This is a genomic window from Candidatus Pantoea formicae, assembly GCF_011752625.1.
Classification (GTDB): domain Bacteria; phylum Pseudomonadota; class Gammaproteobacteria; order Enterobacterales; family Enterobacteriaceae; genus Pantoea; species Pantoea formicae.
In genome coordinates, this window is record NZ_VWXD01000012.1 from 80,523 (window position 1) to 96,035 (window position 15,513).

The window sequence follows — 15,513 nt, forward strand, 5'->3', positions numbered from 1 at the left end:
ACCAGCGTGCCATTTGCAGCAGGCTGGCCTTCAGATAAGGTAAAAATGTTTCGGGCGTGTATTACACACAGCCCTATCATGTTGTCGCCTGTTATCGTCGGCTTATCTGCTCAACTGGAGGTTCCATGCTGCCATCTCAGACAGTCACGCTAACCATCCCACGTAACTGGTTAGATTTATATGAAACCATCTGGAAACCTGAATGCTTTGCGAAATGGGCTAGCGGGTTAAGTGCCAGCACCCTGACGCAAGAGGGTAACTACTGGAAAGCGAAAGGGCCTGAAGGCTCAGTGAAAATCCGTTTTACACCCCATAACCCGTTTGGTGTGATGGATCACTGGATTGATACCGGTATCGGTAAAGAGATTTATATGCCAATGCGGGTGATTGCCAACGAACAGGGCGCAGAGGTTGTCATGGTCGTTTATCGCCAGCCCTTGATGTCTGATGAAAAATTTGCACAGGATGTCGCGTGGGTTAAGCGAGACCTTGATCAACTCCTTCATCTATTAACTCATTAGAATCAATGCATTATAAAATCATTGGTGTTTCAAATTACGCTGGCTGTAATCACTAAAAAAATCCATTTTTTTCACTCAGCAGCGTTTAACTGTTCTTGGGAAATTATTACTGTCTCCCTCGCTAATCACCAGTCTGGCTAAAGTCTTCTCACCAGGAAAATTCCTGGTGAGAGTGAGATAAGTTTTTCTGACACCCTATGATTTATCGATGTTTTTATGCACCCGCTCAATTGGCTCACTGGTTTTCATATCCAAATGTAGAAAAACACTAATAAATAATAAATCAGGCGCCTTATTAATTCAGATGCAAAGTCTGAAACCATTTATTCCTGAAGTGTATTTATAGGAGTTTTCTTATGGTGTTAATTTAATTAAAACGCGGTATAACTCATTCACACACAGCAACACACAATAATAACAACAGCAGGGAAATAACATGGATCGCTCAACTTATCCTTTGTTATCAGAAAAAGAATTTGTTGAGATTGCCAGAAGGATGCTGGCCGGGGAATATAACAATGCAAAGGGATTTTATAATGATCTTGCGGATTTCCTCCTAACAGGAGGAGATACCGACGAGACAAAAAAACAATTATGCGCCAGGGTCATCTTTTTACATTCAGAGCATCATCTAATTGAATGCATCTTTACGTGGCAATCTCTGAAAGGTATTTCAGGGCTGCGTCAGGAAACGCTGCATTGATGTGATCTGTACGCTGGGCTTCAGCCCGGGCAAACCCTCAATTGTACTGGTACATGTACCATAACGAGCAGAATATGACGATAAAAGAAAAAAATTTGGCCAGTGCCAAATGGTCAATTTTGTCATCGATTAAAATCGTCGGCATTGGTGTTTTACAACTTTCACTTCTGGCTCAAATACTCCAGGCAAACGAGTTAGATTTACTCGCTATTGCCATCATTATTTTATTGGCTATTGACACCCTGGCTGATCGTGGATTTGGCAACGCGGCAATAAGAAATAAAAACCTGAATAACAGTGAACTCTCCATTTTATACTGGGGAAATGTACTCAGTGGAATAACGATATTCGCCGCACTATTTATTGGAAGCGACCTTTACAGCCGAATAATGAATCAACCGGAAATGGCAATTATGCTGGAAATGATTTCGGTGATTTTCATTATTATTCCACAGGGGCAACACTACCGGGCTATATTGCAGCGGGAAAAACAATTTTCACGCATTGCCTTTACTGAGACGTCATCAGTTCTGGTAGGCCTGGGTATTACGCTGTTTACTGTCTGGCTGACCCCTTCAGTGCTTTGCGCCATCTGGGGATACCTCGCCATGGTCTCTATCAGAATGTTGGTTTACTGCTACTACGGTCGCTCCTGGTTCCAACCAGAATACCGTTTTAGCCTGAAAAGTTTCGCAAATGTGCGAGCAAGAAACTGATAATAAAAACAAGTCTGTATGGTGGGCTCTGGGCATCTGAGAGGATGCGTTCGCGTGCTGGTCGCCAGCACGCTTTTTTCTTTTTGACGCAGCAAGCGCTTTAGCCACAACGCCGATTGCCATCCCTTCCCTTTTTCACATCACATTTTTTTATGCAAATCTGCATATCACTACTGATTTATCCCTTCTGCTAAGGCTGTTAGCATGTTCGTCATCAAAATGGCTAATCCGATGGCGTCATATTGAGAAAAACTCAGTGGTCTAGACTCTGGGAAATCTTTAGGCTTGCCGCCAATCTTCTGGAGTGCTCTATGTTATTAACCGTTCTCTATATTATTGGCATCACCGCCGAAGCCATGACCGGCGCGCTGGCAGCAGGGCGTCGTAAAATGGATCTGTTTGGTGTGATTATCATTGCCTCGGTCACCGCTATCGGCGGAGGATCCGTGCGAGACATCTTGCTCGGGCATTATCCACTCAGTTGGGTAAAGAACCCCGAATACATCATGATTGTGGCCGCAGCAGCTGTGGTCACCACCTTCGTCGCCCCACTGATGAACCATTTGCGCAAAGTGTTTCTGGTGCTGGACGCGCTTGGTCTGGTGGTGTTTTCAATTATTGGTGCCCAGGTCGCGCTTGATGCCGGACACGCTCCGATCATTGCGGCGATTGCTGCCGTGATCACCGGCGTGTTTGGCGGCGTGCTACGCGATATGTTCTGTAACCGCATCCCGCTGGTGTTTCAGAAAGAGCTCTATGCAGGCATCGCCTTCGCGTCCGGCTGGCTCTATATCTTGTTACTGAAAACGCCACTGCCCAATGAAGCCGTGGTGATCATCACACTGCTCTTCGGTTTCTTTGCCCGTCTGTTAGCGTTGCGCTTCCGTCTCGGGTTGCCCATCTTCAATTACCCCCATCCCGAGCACTGAGTGAGCAGCAGGAATACCCTGCTGCTGCAAAAAAAGTATCAGTTGCCGCAACTCGCTATCTTGCAACATAGCCACAATGCGTTGAGCTAATACTGGGCCAATACCAGGTAACTGCTGCCAATCCCCAGTGGAGCGGTCCAGCAAGTGTGACCACTCCGTATCAGGTAACGATTGCAGTGCCGCACGGGGTAGCGGTAAACCAAGCGCACTGACCCAGCGACGAAGAGGCTGCCGCCGAGTCAGGTGAAAATGTTGCCAGATATGCTGTGCGCGCTGAAGGGAAATGCCGTCGGTTTGTGCGATTTGTGCCGGGGTGAGCGTGAGCCAGGAAAAGAGATGAGTGATTGCGCCGCCATTGAGTAAACGTTGCCAACTAATGCGCTGCATACCCGGAATATCCAGTACCGACTTCTGGCTAAGCCAGCTCAGACGAGATAAAAATTGCAGGCGACATTCGGCGCTGAAAGTCAGGCATGTCTGAGCATCATAGGCATTCGGCTGAGGTGCTGTAGGGTAATCACGCTGCGCAACACGCCATATCACCCGCTCTAGCCGTGGGATGCCCTGACCGGCCAGCGCCAGGGTTATCTGGTCACCAGCAACCACATCTCGCTCGCGCCAACGGCGCAGTGAGCCGATATTCACCCGCCGTACCGTTTTGTCATCTAACTGCACCGGAAGCACATTCAGCACCACCGCGATTTTCCCCGTTCTGCCAATGTTGAAATCCACCGATAGCACCTCAGTGCTCACCTCAACGGGCTGATACTTCCATGCAGCCGACCAACTGCCCTGCCCAGGCTGCCAGTCACGCCCATCGCGCATTGGCGATTGGTGAATGACCACACCATCAGTGACAAATGGCAACGCTGCATGAAACCAGCGATCGCGCCATACGGCGGCCTCTTCTTCGTTGTTGACCTGGCGACTCCATTGCTGCGCTAAATCCATTCCCCAGTGTGATAACTGTTGCAGGCGTTCCGCCATCTGCTCGGGGCCATCGGGCCATGACCAAATAAAGAGGCCGAGTTGTGACAACAGCGCTGAGGCTTCATGGCGCATCATCGCACCCGCAACTTGCGCCCGGGCATTTTTGCCACCGTCACGCGCCTGTTGATGATCGGTCATTTGCAGGAACAATTCGCCTTGCAGTACGACGTCATCAAGATCAGTCTTGATGCGCAACGGAATAGCTGGAATGTGTGAGGCTTTTGCCAGCCACTCCTCCCCACGCAAACCGTCACCACGGCTGATCAAAGACACCAACTTACCGTGCCGATACACCAGAGTGACTGCCACCCCATCGACCTTGGGTTGTATCCAAAGTGGCGCTTTATCCTGCATCCAGTAAGCCACCGCACGTATGTCGCGTAGCTTGCGAACGCCAGTGTGCGCAACCGGATGACGTGTTGTACCGTCCGTTTTCAACTGAGGCTCATCCTCTGAGCGTTCAGGTGTGAAACAGCGCTGCCAATTCTGTAGCCGCTGTTGCAGGCTATCGTAATCGGCATCGCTAACCAGATTGGTGCCCTGTCGGTAATAAGCATCATCCCAATGGCGCAGCTGGCTTTGTAGCTTCACTATCTCTTGCTCAGCACGCACGGGTGCCCAACCGGGACACAGGGCCTCCGCCGCCCAACTTCCCGTACTCATCAACCCATAGCACAGACACAGCCATCCTTTCATCGTGACTCTCCTTTTTGCCTATTGGAGAGTTCCGCTTTGTTGATTACCAGCCGGGAAGGCAAAAAGAGAGAGCCAGATTCCTGACTTTTTGCCGGGTTCGCAGCATCTTATTCAGCTTTAAAAGGTGGCTCACAGAAAAAGAATTGCCCAGGCTCAGCGGCAAACGCTGCGTGGCACGCTTAAGCCGTGTATACTGTGCAGGAAATCGACTCCGCTCTTTACTCAATTCAAGATAACCATGGCTCAAGGCACGCTTTATATTGTTTCCGCCCCTAGCGGCGCGGGTAAATCCAGCCTGATTCAGGCACTGTTAAAGACACAGCCGCTGTACGATACGCAGGTGTCTGTTTCTCATACCACCCGCGGCGTGCGCCCAGGTGAAGTCCATGGTGAGCACTACTTCTTCGTCTCTAAGCCCGAATTCGAGACCATGATTGCCGCAGACGACTTCCTCGAACATGCGGAAGTGTTCGGCAATTACTACGGCACCTCGCGCGCCGCGATTGAGCGCGTGCTGGCGACCGGTGTGGATGTGTTTTTAGATATCGATTGGCAAGGTGCGCAGCAAATTCGTCAGAAAATGCCTGCAGCACGCAGCATTTTCGTGTTGCCACCGTCAACCGAAGAGCTGGATCGCCGCCTGCGTGGCCGCGGTCAGGATAGCGAAGAGGTCATCGCCCGCCGCATGGCACAAGCCGTGGCGGAGATGAGCCACTACGCCGAATACGACTATCTGATTGTGAATGATGATTTCGACCTGGCGTTGACAGACCTGAAACACATTATTCGCGCAGAACGTCTGCGTATGAGTCGCCAAAAATCGCGACATGACGCTTTAATCAGCAAACTATTGGCAGTCTGAAGTCACTTTCAGTATTATGCCCAGTCATTTCTTCATCATCTGTGGAGTAGCACACCTATGGCACGCGTAACCGTTCAGGACGCAGTAGAGAAAATTGGTAACCGTTTTGACCTGGTGTTGGTCGCTGCACGTCGTGCACGTCAGATGCAGGTAGGCGGAAAAGATCCGCTGGTTCCAGAAGAGAACGATAAAGCCACCGTTATCGCCCTGCGCGAAATCGAAGAAGGCCTGATCACTACCCAGATTCTGGATGTGCGTGATCGTCAGGAGCAGCAAGAGCAGGAAGCCGCTGAGTTACAAGCCGTTACCGCTATCGCTGAAGGTCGTCGTTAACAGCACTCTGCAGGTCAACCTTGTATCTGTTTGAAAGCCTCAATCAACTGATTGAAAAATACTTGCCTGAGGAGCAAATCAAGCGCCTCAAGCAAGCTTATCTTGTCGCGCGTGATGCCCACGAGGGTCAGACACGCTCCAGCGGTGAACCTTACATTACCCATCCTGTTGCCGTAGCCTGCATTCTGGCCGAGATGAAACTCGACCACGAAACGCTGATGGCCGCGCTGCTGCATGACGTAATTGAAGATACCCCTGCCACCTACCAAGACATGGAACAGCTGTTTGGCAAAAGCGTGGCTGAACTGGTGGAAGGCGTGTCGAAACTCGACAAGCTGAAGTTCCGCGACAAGAAAGAAGCGCAGGCTGAAAACTTCCGCAAAATGATCATGGCAATGGTGCAAGATATCCGCGTCATTCTGATCAAACTGGCTGACCGCACGCACAACATGCGCACGCTCGGTGCATTACGACCGGATAAAAAGCGTCGTATCGCGCTGGAAACGCTGGAGATTTACAGTCCTCTGGCGCACCGCCTTGGTATCCATCACCTGAAAACTGAACTGGAAGAGCTCGGCTTTGAAGCCCTCTACCCGAACCGTTTCCGGGTGATTAAAGAGGTAGTGAAAGCAGCGCGCGGTAACCGTAAAGAGATGATTCAGAAAATTCTTTCTGAAATCGACGGACGCTTACAGGAAGCAGGTATTCCCTGCCGTGTTAGCGGTCGCGAGAAACATCTCTACTCCATTTACCGCAAAATGCACCTGAAAGAGCAACGCTTCCACTCGATCATGGATATCTATGCTTTCCGCGTTATCGTGAAAGACTTGGATACCTGTTATCGCGTGCTCGGACAGATGCACAGTCTGTATAAGCCGCGTCCTGGACGCGTCAAAGATTACATCGCGATTCCCAAGGCCAACGGCTATCAATCACTGCACACCTCGATGATTGGCCCGCACGGCGTGCCGGTCGAAGTGCAGATCCGTACCGAAGATATGGATCAGATGGCTGAAATGGGGGTCGCTGCACACTGGGCTTATAAAGAAGCCGGTGAAAGCGGCACGACCGCGCAGATTCGCGCCCAGCGCTGGCTGCAAAGCCTGCTGGAGCTGCAGCAAAGCGCCGGTAGTTCGTTTGAATTTATCGAAAGCGTGAAATCCGATCTCTTCCCGGATGAGATCTACGTGTTCACGCCGGAAGGCCGCATCGTTGAACTGCCCGCTGGCGCCACGCCAGTGGACTTTGCCTACGCGGTACATACCGATATCGGTCATGCCTGTGTGGGGGCTCGCGTCGATCGCCAGCCTTATCCGCTGTCACAATCCCTGACCAGCGGCCAAACGATTGAAATCATCACCGCACCGGGCGCCCGTCCAAATGCTGCATGGCTTAACTTTGTCGTCAGCTCTAAAGCTCGTGCAAAAATTCGTCAGCTGCTGAAAAACCTGAAACGTGAAGACTCCGTCAACCTGGGTCGCCGTCTGTTGAGCCACGCGCTCGGCGGCAGTAAGAAGCTGGCAGAGATTCCGGCGGAAAATATTCAGCATGAACTTGAGCGCATGAAGCTCGCCAGTATTGAAGATCTGCTGGCAGAAATCGGGCTGGGCAATGCCATGAGCGTGGTGGTGGCGAAGAACCTGCTGCAATCCGGCAGTGAAGAGCCGCAGAGCAATAGCAAACGCAAGAAGCTTCCAATCAAAGGTGCAGATGGCGTACTCATTACCTTTGCCAAGTGCTGCCGACCGATTCCTGGCGATCCAATTGTCGCGCACGTCAGCCCGGGTAAGGGCTTGGTGGTGCATCACGAATCCTGCCGTAACATCCGTGGCTACCAGAAAGAGCCAGAGAAGTTCATGCCGGTTGAGTGGGATAAAGTCACCGATCAGGAGTTTGTCGCTGAAATTAAGGTGGATATGTTCAACCACCAAGGCGCGCTGGCTAACCTGACTGCGGCAATCAATACCGCCGGTTCCAACATTCAAAGTCTGAACACGGAAGAGCGTGATGGCCGCGTATATAGCGCCTTTATCCGCCTCACCGCGAACGACCGCGTCCATCTGGCCAACATTATGCGTAAAATCCGCGTAATGCCGGATGTGATTAAAGTTCACCGTAATCGTAATTAGTGCATGAACGCTCAACGTTTTGCTCGTATCCAGGAAATGCTGGCCATGCGCCAGCACGACCTCACCGTCTGCATGGAGCAGGTCCACAAGCCGCATAATGTCTCGGCGGTGATTCGTACTGCCGATGCGGTGGGCATTCATGAGGTCCATGCCGTCTGGCCTAGCGTGCGCATGCGCACCATGGTGTCTGCCTCTGCGGGCAGTAATAGTTGGGTGAAAGTCCAAACTCATCCCCATATTGCAGAAGCGGTGCGTCACCTGAAAGATCAGGGGATGCAGGTGCTCGCCACCAATCTGTCTGCCAATGCGGTTGATTTCCGCGCCATCGACTACACCAAACCCACCTGCATTCTGATGGGCCAGGAAAAGACCGGTATTTCCGCCGAAGCGCTGGCGCTCGCCGATCAGGACATCATTGTCCCGATGGTAGGCATGGTGCAATCGCTCAACGTTTCTGTTGCCTCCGCGCTGATTCTGTATGAAGCACAGCGCCAACGTCAGAACGCCGGCATGTATCAACGCAAACACAGCTTGCTGGATGAAGACGAGCAGCAACGTTTGCTGTTTGAAGGCGGCTATCCGGTGTTGGCGCGTGTCGCTAAGCAGAAAGGTCTGCCGTATCCGTTTATCAATGCCCAGGGCGAAGTGGAAGCTGACGCCAATTGGTGGGCGACCATGCAAGCGACGGGTAAAAAATGAAAGGCCGTCTGCTGGATGCCATCCCGCTCAGTACCCTGACCGGCGTCGGCGCCAGTCAGGCGGGCAAACTGGCCAAGCTAGGCCTGTTTACCATCCAAGATTTACTGCTGCATCTGCCCCTGCGCTACGAAGACCGTACCCAACTCTACAAAATTAATGATCTGCTGCCGGGCGTTTGGGCCACGGTGGAAGGTGAAGTGCTGCACAGCGACATCACGTTTGGCCGTCGCCGTATGCTGGTGTGCCAGATAAGTGATGGCAGCGGCGTACTGACCATGCGCTTCTTCAATTTCAATGCTGGCATGAAAAACAGTCTGGCGCCGGGCCGCCGCGTCACCGCTTATGGCGAAATTAAACGTGGCCAGCGCGGTGCTGAGATTATCCATCCTGAGTATCGCGTACAGGGTGAACAAGGCGGCGTAGAGTTACAGGAAACTCTTACGCCGGTTTATCCCACCACCGAAGGTATTCGCCAGGCGACGCTGCGTAATCTTACCGATCAGGCGCTCACGTTACTGGAGAGCTGCCCCATTGCCGAGCTACTGCCGTCAGAGCTGAGTGGTGGCTTGATGAGTTTGCCGGATGCCCTGCGTATTCTGCATCGTCCACCGCCCGACTTACGTCTCAGCGAGCTCGAAACCGGCCGCCATCCGGCGCAAAAACGTTTAATTCTCGAAGAGCTGCTGGCGCATAACTTGAGCATGCTGGCGGTACGCGCCGGTGCGCAGCGCCATCATGCCTTGCCGATGCCCGCCAAGCACAATCTGGCGAAACAATTGCTGGCCGCGCTCCCCTTTTCTCCTACTGCTGCTCAGAAGCGCGTGGTTGAGGAGATTGAGCGCGATTTAGCCAACGACTTCCCGATGATGCGCCTGGTACAAGGGGATGTCGGCTCCGGTAAAACGCTGGTCGCTGCGTTGGCCGCACTGGACGTTATCGCTCACGGTAAACAAGTCGCGCTAATGGCACCGACAGAGCTGCTGGCCGAGCAACATGCCAATAACTTCCGTCAGTGGTTTGCACCACTGGGCATTGAAGTGGGTTGGTTAGCCGGTAAGCAGAAAGGCAAAGCGCGTGAAGCGCAGCAGGAAGCAATTGCTAGCGGCCAGGTCGCCATGGTGGTCGGCACCCATGCGCTGTTCCAGGAGCAGGTAAAATTCAACGGCATGGCGCTGGTGATCATTGATGAGCAACATCGTTTTGGCGTGCATCAACGTCTGGCGCTGTGGGAAAAAGGGGAAGAGCAGGGTTTCCACCCGCATCAGCTGATCATGACCGCCACGCCCATCCCGCGCACTTTGGCGATGACCGCTTACGCCGATCTCGATACCTCCACCATCGACGAATTACCGCCCGGCCGAACGCCAGTGACGACGGTGGCGATTCCTGACAGTCGCCGCGGCGATATTATCGAGCGGGTGAAAAATGCCTGCCATGAAGGCCGTCAGGCTTACTGGGTCTGTACGCTGATCGAAGAGTCAGACGTATTAGAAGCGCAGGCGGCGGAAGCCACTTGGGAAGAGTTAAAACTCGCGCTGCCAGGCTTGCAGGTTGGACTGGTACACGGCCGCATGAAACCGGCAGAAAAACAGGCGGTGATGGCGGCCTTCAAAGCCAACGAGATTCAGTTGCTGGTCGCGACGACAGTGATTGAAGTCGGCGTCGATGTGCCTAACGCCAGCCTGATGATCATCGAAAACCCGGAACGGTTGGGTCTAGCGCAGCTCCACCAGCTGCGTGGCCGCGTGGGACGCGGCGCAGTTGCCTCTCACTGCGTGCTACTGTACAAAGCGCCGCTGAGCAAGACCGCGCAGAAGCGTTTGCAGGTTTTACGCGACAGCAACGACGGCTTTGTGATTGCTCAGCACGACTTAGAGATTCGTGGTCCCGGTGAACTACTGGGCACCCGCCAAACCGGCAACGCCGAGTTCAAAGTAGCTGACTTACTGCGCGATCAGGGCATGATCCCCGAAGTGCAGCGCGTCGCGCGTCATATCCACCAGCATTATCCCGAACAGGCACAGGCGCTGATTGAGCGATGGCTGCCGGAAACAGAGCGCTACAGCAACGCTTAACGATGAGCATTTGCTGCGTGTTGAATCGTCCGCACGATTAAATGCTCAGCCCTACAGGTTGCGGTCAATCGCCATAAAATCCCCGACAAATTTCTGCAACAGGCGCGCCAGTTCGGTGCGTTCGCTATCCTGCCAGTTCTCAAACAGATGCTGATAAATCTGCGCGCGTGCTGCATCGATTTTATCGGTCATTACCTTACCCGCTGCGGTAATGACCGCTTCATTGATGCGTTTGTCTTTGGCATTTTTCTGCCGTTGCGCCAGCCCTAGCTCCTCTAACTTCGCCACCTGACGGCTTACCGTGGTGTAATCACGCCCAGCACGCTCAGCCAATTCCACCACGCCAATCGGACCGAAGCGGCCAATCTGGATTAGCAGCGGAAACAGCGCCCGATCGAGTTGAATATTGGACTCTTTAATCAGTAACTCATCACGTTGGGGGCGATTGAACGTCCCAACGATCATCAGCAGCGCATTATGCAGATCATCAAACTCTGCACTATTATGTGTATTTTGCACACTTTTCATTGACGTTATCCCGAGGCAGAACTAATGTGTGCATATTACACATATTGTCCGATTCCCCAAAGGTGAAAGCATGAAAGCAGCTATCGTTTCTGCAGCAGGTGAACGACCCGTTTATGGTGACTTCCCGGAACCTCAGGCCGAGGGAGAGCAGGTTGTGGTTTCCGTTAAAGCCGCGGCCATCAGCCAGTTGGCAAAAGCGCGCGCCGCAGGCAAGCACTACAGCGCAGGCTCGCACTATCCGTTTATCACGGGTATTGATGGCACGGGCACGCTTGAAAATGGCGATCCGGTCTATTTTCTCGCTTTCAATGCCCCTTGGGGCAGTATGGCCGAAAGAACACAGGTGCCATCAGGGGCTATCGTCCCGTTGCCTGCCTCGTTAGACCCGGTGCTGGCGGCGGCAATCGCTAATCCCGGCATGTCATCATGGGCAGCCTTGACGCGTCGTGCCCAGTTACAGCAAGGGGAGACGGTGCTGATTAATGGCGCGACAGGAACCTCTGGTGGATTGGCAGTGCGCATTGCCAAACATCTTGGTGCCGGAAAGATTATCGCCACTGGACGCAACCGAGACGTGCTCGATCAACTGCGTGCACAGGGTGTGGATATCACTCTGACACTGGACGAGTTGCCAGGCGTCCTCCCGGCACTGATGAGAGAAGGCATTGATGTGGTGTTGGATTATCTATGGGGCCAGAGCGCGCTCGATATTATGCAAGCCGCTGTAGCAGGCGGTGAGAAAGTGGTGCGGTTTGTCCAAATCGGTTCACTGAGCGGCCAGGAAATATCACTGCACAGCAAGTTGTTACGTTCATCTGGACTCACATTGATGGGAAGCGGCTTGGGCAGCGTGTCCGATGCAGAACTGGTCGCTTGCATTAGCGAGATGCTCAATGCCGCTGCGGAAAGTGATTTTTCAATCGCCTTCCAGATGCGTCCGTTAAGCGAGGTTGCGCAGGCCTGGCAGGAAGATGATAGCCGTAGCCGTACCGTGTTTACGCTTTAAATCAATGCAATGACAAAGGGGCATTGCAAACGATTGCTTTCACAACGCAACCGTTTAAAATCCCCCCTTTGTTGTTATTGAGACCGCCCACCATGTCCGTCAATACCGCTGAAGCTCACCAGCCAGCTACCGCAAAAAGCGAACTGATTTATCGCCTTGAAGACCGCCCACCGCTGCCGCAAACGTTGTTTGCTGCTTGTCAGCACCTGCTGGCGATGTTCGTTGCAGTGATTACACCTGCGCTGTTGATCTGTCAGGCGTTGGGTCTACCCGCCCAAGATACGCAGCACATCATCAGCATGTCGCTGTTTGCGTCAGGTGTGGCGTCCATTCTGCAAATCAAAACCTGGGGACCGGTGGGTTCTGGCCTGCTCTCGATTCAGGGCACCAGCTTTAACTTTGTCACCCCCCTGATTATGGGCGGCATGGCGCTGAAAAATGGCGGTGCGGATGTCCCAACCATGATGGCGGCACTGTTTGGCACCTTGATGGTGGCATCCTGTACCGAAATGGTGCTTTCGCGCGTACTGCACCTGGCACGCCGCATCATTACCCCCCTGGTTTCCGGCATCGTGGTGATGATTATCGGCCTGTCGCTGATTCAAGTAGGCCTGACCTCGATTGGCGGCGGGTTTGCGGCGATGAGCGATCATAGCTTTGGTGCACCGAAAAACTTGCTGCTCGCGGGCGCGGTATTGGTGGTGATTATTCTGCTAAACCGTCAACGTAACCCCTATCTGCGCGTCGCCTCTTTGGTGATCGCTATGGCCGTGGGTTATGCGCTGGCATGGGCACTGGATATGCTGCCCACCACCAGCGCTCCGGCAAATCAGCCACTGGTCGCGGTGCCCACTCCGCTCTATTACGGTCTGGGTTTTGACTGGAATCTGCTGGTTCCTTTGATGTTGGTGTTTATGGTGACCTCACTGGAAACCATCGGCGATATCACCGCCACCTCTGATGTTTCTGAACAACCGGTTACCGGTCCCGTGTATATGAAGCGTCTGAAAGGCGGCGTACTGGCCAACGGCCTTAACTCTTTTGTATCTGCATTGTTCAATACGTTTCCGAACTCCTGCTTTGGGCAGAACAACGGCGTGATTCAGCTGACTGGCGTCGCCAGCCGTTATGTGGGATTTGTCGTGGCATTAATGCTGATAGTGCTTGGCCTGTTCCCGGCGGTGAGCGGTTTTGTGCAGCATATCCCTGAACCGGTACTGGGCGGTGCGACTATCGTCATGTTTGGTACGATTGCCGCTTCCGGTGTGCGTATCGTTTCACGTGAACCCCTGAACCGTCGCGCCATTATGATCATCGCACTGTCTCTGGCCGTTGGCTTAGGTGTTTCACAGCAACCGCTGATCCTGCAATTTGCACCAGACTGGCTGAAAACCCTGTTGTCATCAGGCATTGCCGCCGGTGGTATCACCGCAATCGTCCTTAACCTCGTCTTTCCACAGGAAAAGTAACCTGTAAGGCAGGCTTCGGCCTGCCTGTTATTTATCCGCTTTTACATCCAGGCTGTTGAGCTGCAACGGTAATTCAGGCATAACAACCTCTTACCGGATAAATATCGGGATGGATGGATGCGATGAAATTTTTAGGCAAGTTTTTCCTTACCTTACTGCTGCTGATTCTGCTGGCGCTGGTCGTGCTGTATGTCATGCTGAAGACTCAGTGGGGCGCTGGCTGGTTTAGCCGCTGGGTAAGTGATAAAACCGCCTGGCATCTCTCTCTCAGCAAGATTGAGCACAACTTCTCTTCACCCTCGCACATCATTCTGGATGATTTCAGCTTTGGTCATGATGGCCAGCCAGCGGTGCTGGTCGCCAAGCGTGTCGATCTGGGTCTGGCACTGGTGCAATTCAGCGATTGGCTGCATTTTGACAGTATTGAAGTCCGTGATGGCGAGATCAATCTTGCCAATCAAACCCCCGATACCACACTGCCGATTCAGGCCAACCGCCTGCAGCTAAACAATGTACGTATCGACAGCCCGCATAGCACGCTGCCGATGACGGCCCAACGGGTGAATGGTGGAATTCTCCCGTGGAAACCCACGCCGACGGATATGCTGGGCAGCGATGCCCAGTTCCAGATGAGCGCAGGGATCATGACGCTCAACGGCGTAACGGGCAATAATGTGCTGCTGCAAGGCAGCGTGAATCAGCGACGTTTAGTACTGACCAATATGGGGGCCGATATTGCGCGCGGTTCGATGACCGGCAACGCTGAGCGCGACGCGCAAGGCAACTGGCAGATTGATCAGCTGCGCCTCAATGACATCCGCCTGCAAACCCATCAAAGTCTGAGCGATTTCCTGAACCCGCTGCGCGATGTGCCTTCGGTTAGCATTAATCGGCTGGATATGACTGATGCCCGCCTGCAAGGCCCGGATTGGGCGGTCACTGACCTCGATCTGACCTTAAAGAACATTACGCTGCGTGGCGATGACTGGCAGAGCGATGGCGGCTCACTGTCGATGAACGCCGGTAATTTTATCAACGGCAGCTTCGAGCTTAACGATCCGATTCTTAATGCCAATTTCTCAGCACAGGGAATTGAGTTAGCACAATTTAGTTCACGTTGGGTCAATGGCGTGATCCGTACCAGTGGTACCTGGACGCGCAGTGATAAACGCCTCACGCTCGATGACTTAGCGATTGCCGGGCTGGAATATACCTTACCCCTGAACTGGCGCGATCGTTGGCAACAGACTTTACCTTCCTGGCTAGACAGTGTCTTCGTGAAGCACGCGACCGCGAATCGCAATTTGGTTATCGATATTAATCCAGACTTCCCGTTCCAGATGACCGCGCTGGATGGCAATGCAGACAACGTGCTGCTGGCGCGCCAGCATCAATGGGGGATCTGGGGAGGCAAGGCGAGTTTTAACGCGGCAGAAGCGACGTTTAACCGCAGCGATTTGCGTCATCCGTCGATTGCCCTGACAGCCAATGATCAGCAGATTCAAGTCACCGAAATGAGCGCCTTTAATGGCAGTGGTCTGCTGGAAGGCACTGCGAGCGTTGGGCAGGATGCGCAGCGTCCATTGACGCTTAATCTTAAAGGCCAGGCCGTGCCTGCCAATGCGTTGCAAAACTGGGGATGGCCTGCATTACCATTGAGTGGCAATAGCAATCTGCTGTTGCAGCTGAAAGGGGCGCTCAGCGCGAATGCCCCGTTGCGCCCAAATGTTGAGGCGAACCTGTCAGTGACGACCGATACACAATCGGTGCAGCAAACGATGCATGCAGGGCAGGTTCAATAATATGACAGGAACGGTGCCGATGCCGTTCCGTGTTGCTCTTCGCTAGCCAGCAACA

14 protein-coding genes are annotated in these 15,513 nt (G+C 53.1%); 12 read left to right on the forward strand and 2 right to left on the reverse strand.

All coding sequences use genetic code 11. From position 1 onward, the window contains the following. Positions 1-125: 125 nt before the first annotated feature. From F3J38_RS23470 to F3J38_RS23485, 4 genes are all read left to right on the forward strand, one after another. Positions 126-521, forward strand: a complete 396-nt coding sequence (locus F3J38_RS23470; RefSeq protein ID WP_167142715.1) for a polyketide cyclase — start codon at positions 126-128, stop codon at positions 519-521. Positions 522-957: 436 nt separating this feature from the next. Further along, positions 958-1,224, forward strand: a complete 267-nt coding sequence (locus F3J38_RS23475; protein WP_167142717.1) for a hypothetical protein — start codon at positions 958-960, stop codon at positions 1,222-1,224. Positions 1,225-1,298: 74 nt separating this feature from the next. Further along, positions 1,299-1,940 carry an oligosaccharide flippase family protein gene (locus tag F3J38_RS23480; protein WP_167142720.1) on the forward strand — a complete coding sequence of 214 codons (642 nt, stop codon included), beginning with the start codon at positions 1,299-1,301 and terminating at the stop codon, positions 1,938-1,940. Positions 1,941-2,251: 311 nt separating this feature from the next. Beyond that, on the forward strand, positions 2,252-2,869 hold the full coding sequence (locus tag F3J38_RS23485; RefSeq protein WP_084935683.1) for a trimeric intracellular cation channel family protein: 618 nt from the start codon (positions 2,252-2,254) through the stop codon (positions 2,867-2,869). Here F3J38_RS23485 and ligB read toward each other — a convergent pair. After that, positions 2,810-4,555, reverse strand: coding sequence for an NAD-dependent DNA ligase LigB (ligB, locus tag F3J38_RS23490; RefSeq protein WP_167142723.1), 1,746 nt, complete (start codon positions 4,553-4,555; stop codon positions 2,810-2,812). The two genes, F3J38_RS23485 and ligB, sit on opposite strands and share 60 nt — an antisense overlap. A 238-nt stretch (positions 4,556-4,793) precedes the next feature. Between ligB and gmk the strand changes: the two genes are divergently transcribed. From gmk to recG, 5 genes are read left to right on the forward strand one after another with little or no spacing between them, the layout of a single operon-like run. After that, positions 4,794-5,417, forward strand: a complete 624-nt coding sequence (gene gmk / locus F3J38_RS23495) for a guanylate kinase (protein WP_167142726.1) — start codon at positions 4,794-4,796, stop codon at positions 5,415-5,417. 57 nt (positions 5,418-5,474) lie between these two features. Beyond that, complete coding sequence (gene rpoZ / locus F3J38_RS23500) at positions 5,475-5,750, forward strand: DNA-directed RNA polymerase subunit omega (protein WP_034823855.1); 276 nt, start codon at positions 5,475-5,477, stop codon at positions 5,748-5,750. A 20-nt stretch (positions 5,751-5,770) separates the two neighbouring features. Further along, the gene (spoT, locus tag F3J38_RS23505) at positions 5,771-7,879 is read left to right on the forward strand and encodes a bifunctional GTP diphosphokinase/guanosine-3',5'-bis pyrophosphate 3'-pyrophosphohydrolase (protein WP_167142729.1); all 2,109 of its coding nucleotides are present in this window, start codon (positions 5,771-5,773) and stop codon (positions 7,877-7,879) included. A gap of 3 nt (positions 7,880-7,882) precedes the next feature. Next, the gene (gene trmH, locus F3J38_RS23510) at positions 7,883-8,578 is read left to right on the forward strand and encodes a tRNA (guanosine(18)-2'-O)-methyltransferase TrmH (RefSeq protein WP_167142732.1); all 696 of its coding nucleotides are present in this window, start codon (positions 7,883-7,885) and stop codon (positions 8,576-8,578) included. Next, complete coding sequence (gene recG / locus F3J38_RS23515) at positions 8,575-10,653, forward strand: ATP-dependent DNA helicase RecG (protein ID WP_167142735.1); 2,079 nt, start codon at positions 8,575-8,577, stop codon at positions 10,651-10,653. The genes trmH and recG overlap by 4 nt, the downstream gene beginning before the upstream one ends. A 51-nt stretch (positions 10,654-10,704) precedes the next feature. On the opposite strand, the gene F3J38_RS23520 is transcribed toward recG, so the two are convergent. Next, the gene (locus F3J38_RS23520) at positions 10,705-11,181 is read right to left on the reverse strand and encodes a MarR family winged helix-turn-helix transcriptional regulator (protein ID WP_167142738.1); all 477 of its coding nucleotides are present in this window, start codon (positions 11,179-11,181) and stop codon (positions 10,705-10,707) included. A 70-nt stretch (positions 11,182-11,251) separates the two neighbouring features. Between F3J38_RS23520 and F3J38_RS23525 the strand changes: the two genes are divergently transcribed. The 3 genes from F3J38_RS23525 (at position 11,252) to F3J38_RS23535 (ending at position 15,458) form a co-directional block, all read left to right on the forward strand. Next, complete coding sequence (locus F3J38_RS23525; protein WP_167142741.1) at positions 11,252-12,187, forward strand: quinone oxidoreductase family protein; 936 nt, start codon at positions 11,252-11,254, stop codon at positions 12,185-12,187. Between the two features lie 92 nt (positions 12,188-12,279). Beyond that, entirely contained in the window at positions 12,280-13,656 is a 1,377-nt protein-coding gene (locus F3J38_RS23530; RefSeq protein WP_167142744.1) for a nucleobase:cation symporter-2 family protein, read from the forward strand. 122 nt (positions 13,657-13,778) lie between these two features. After that, entirely contained in the window at positions 13,779-15,458 is a 1,680-nt protein-coding gene (locus F3J38_RS23535) for an AsmA family protein (protein ID WP_167142747.1), read from the forward strand. Positions 15,459-15,513 lie beyond the last annotated feature (55 nt).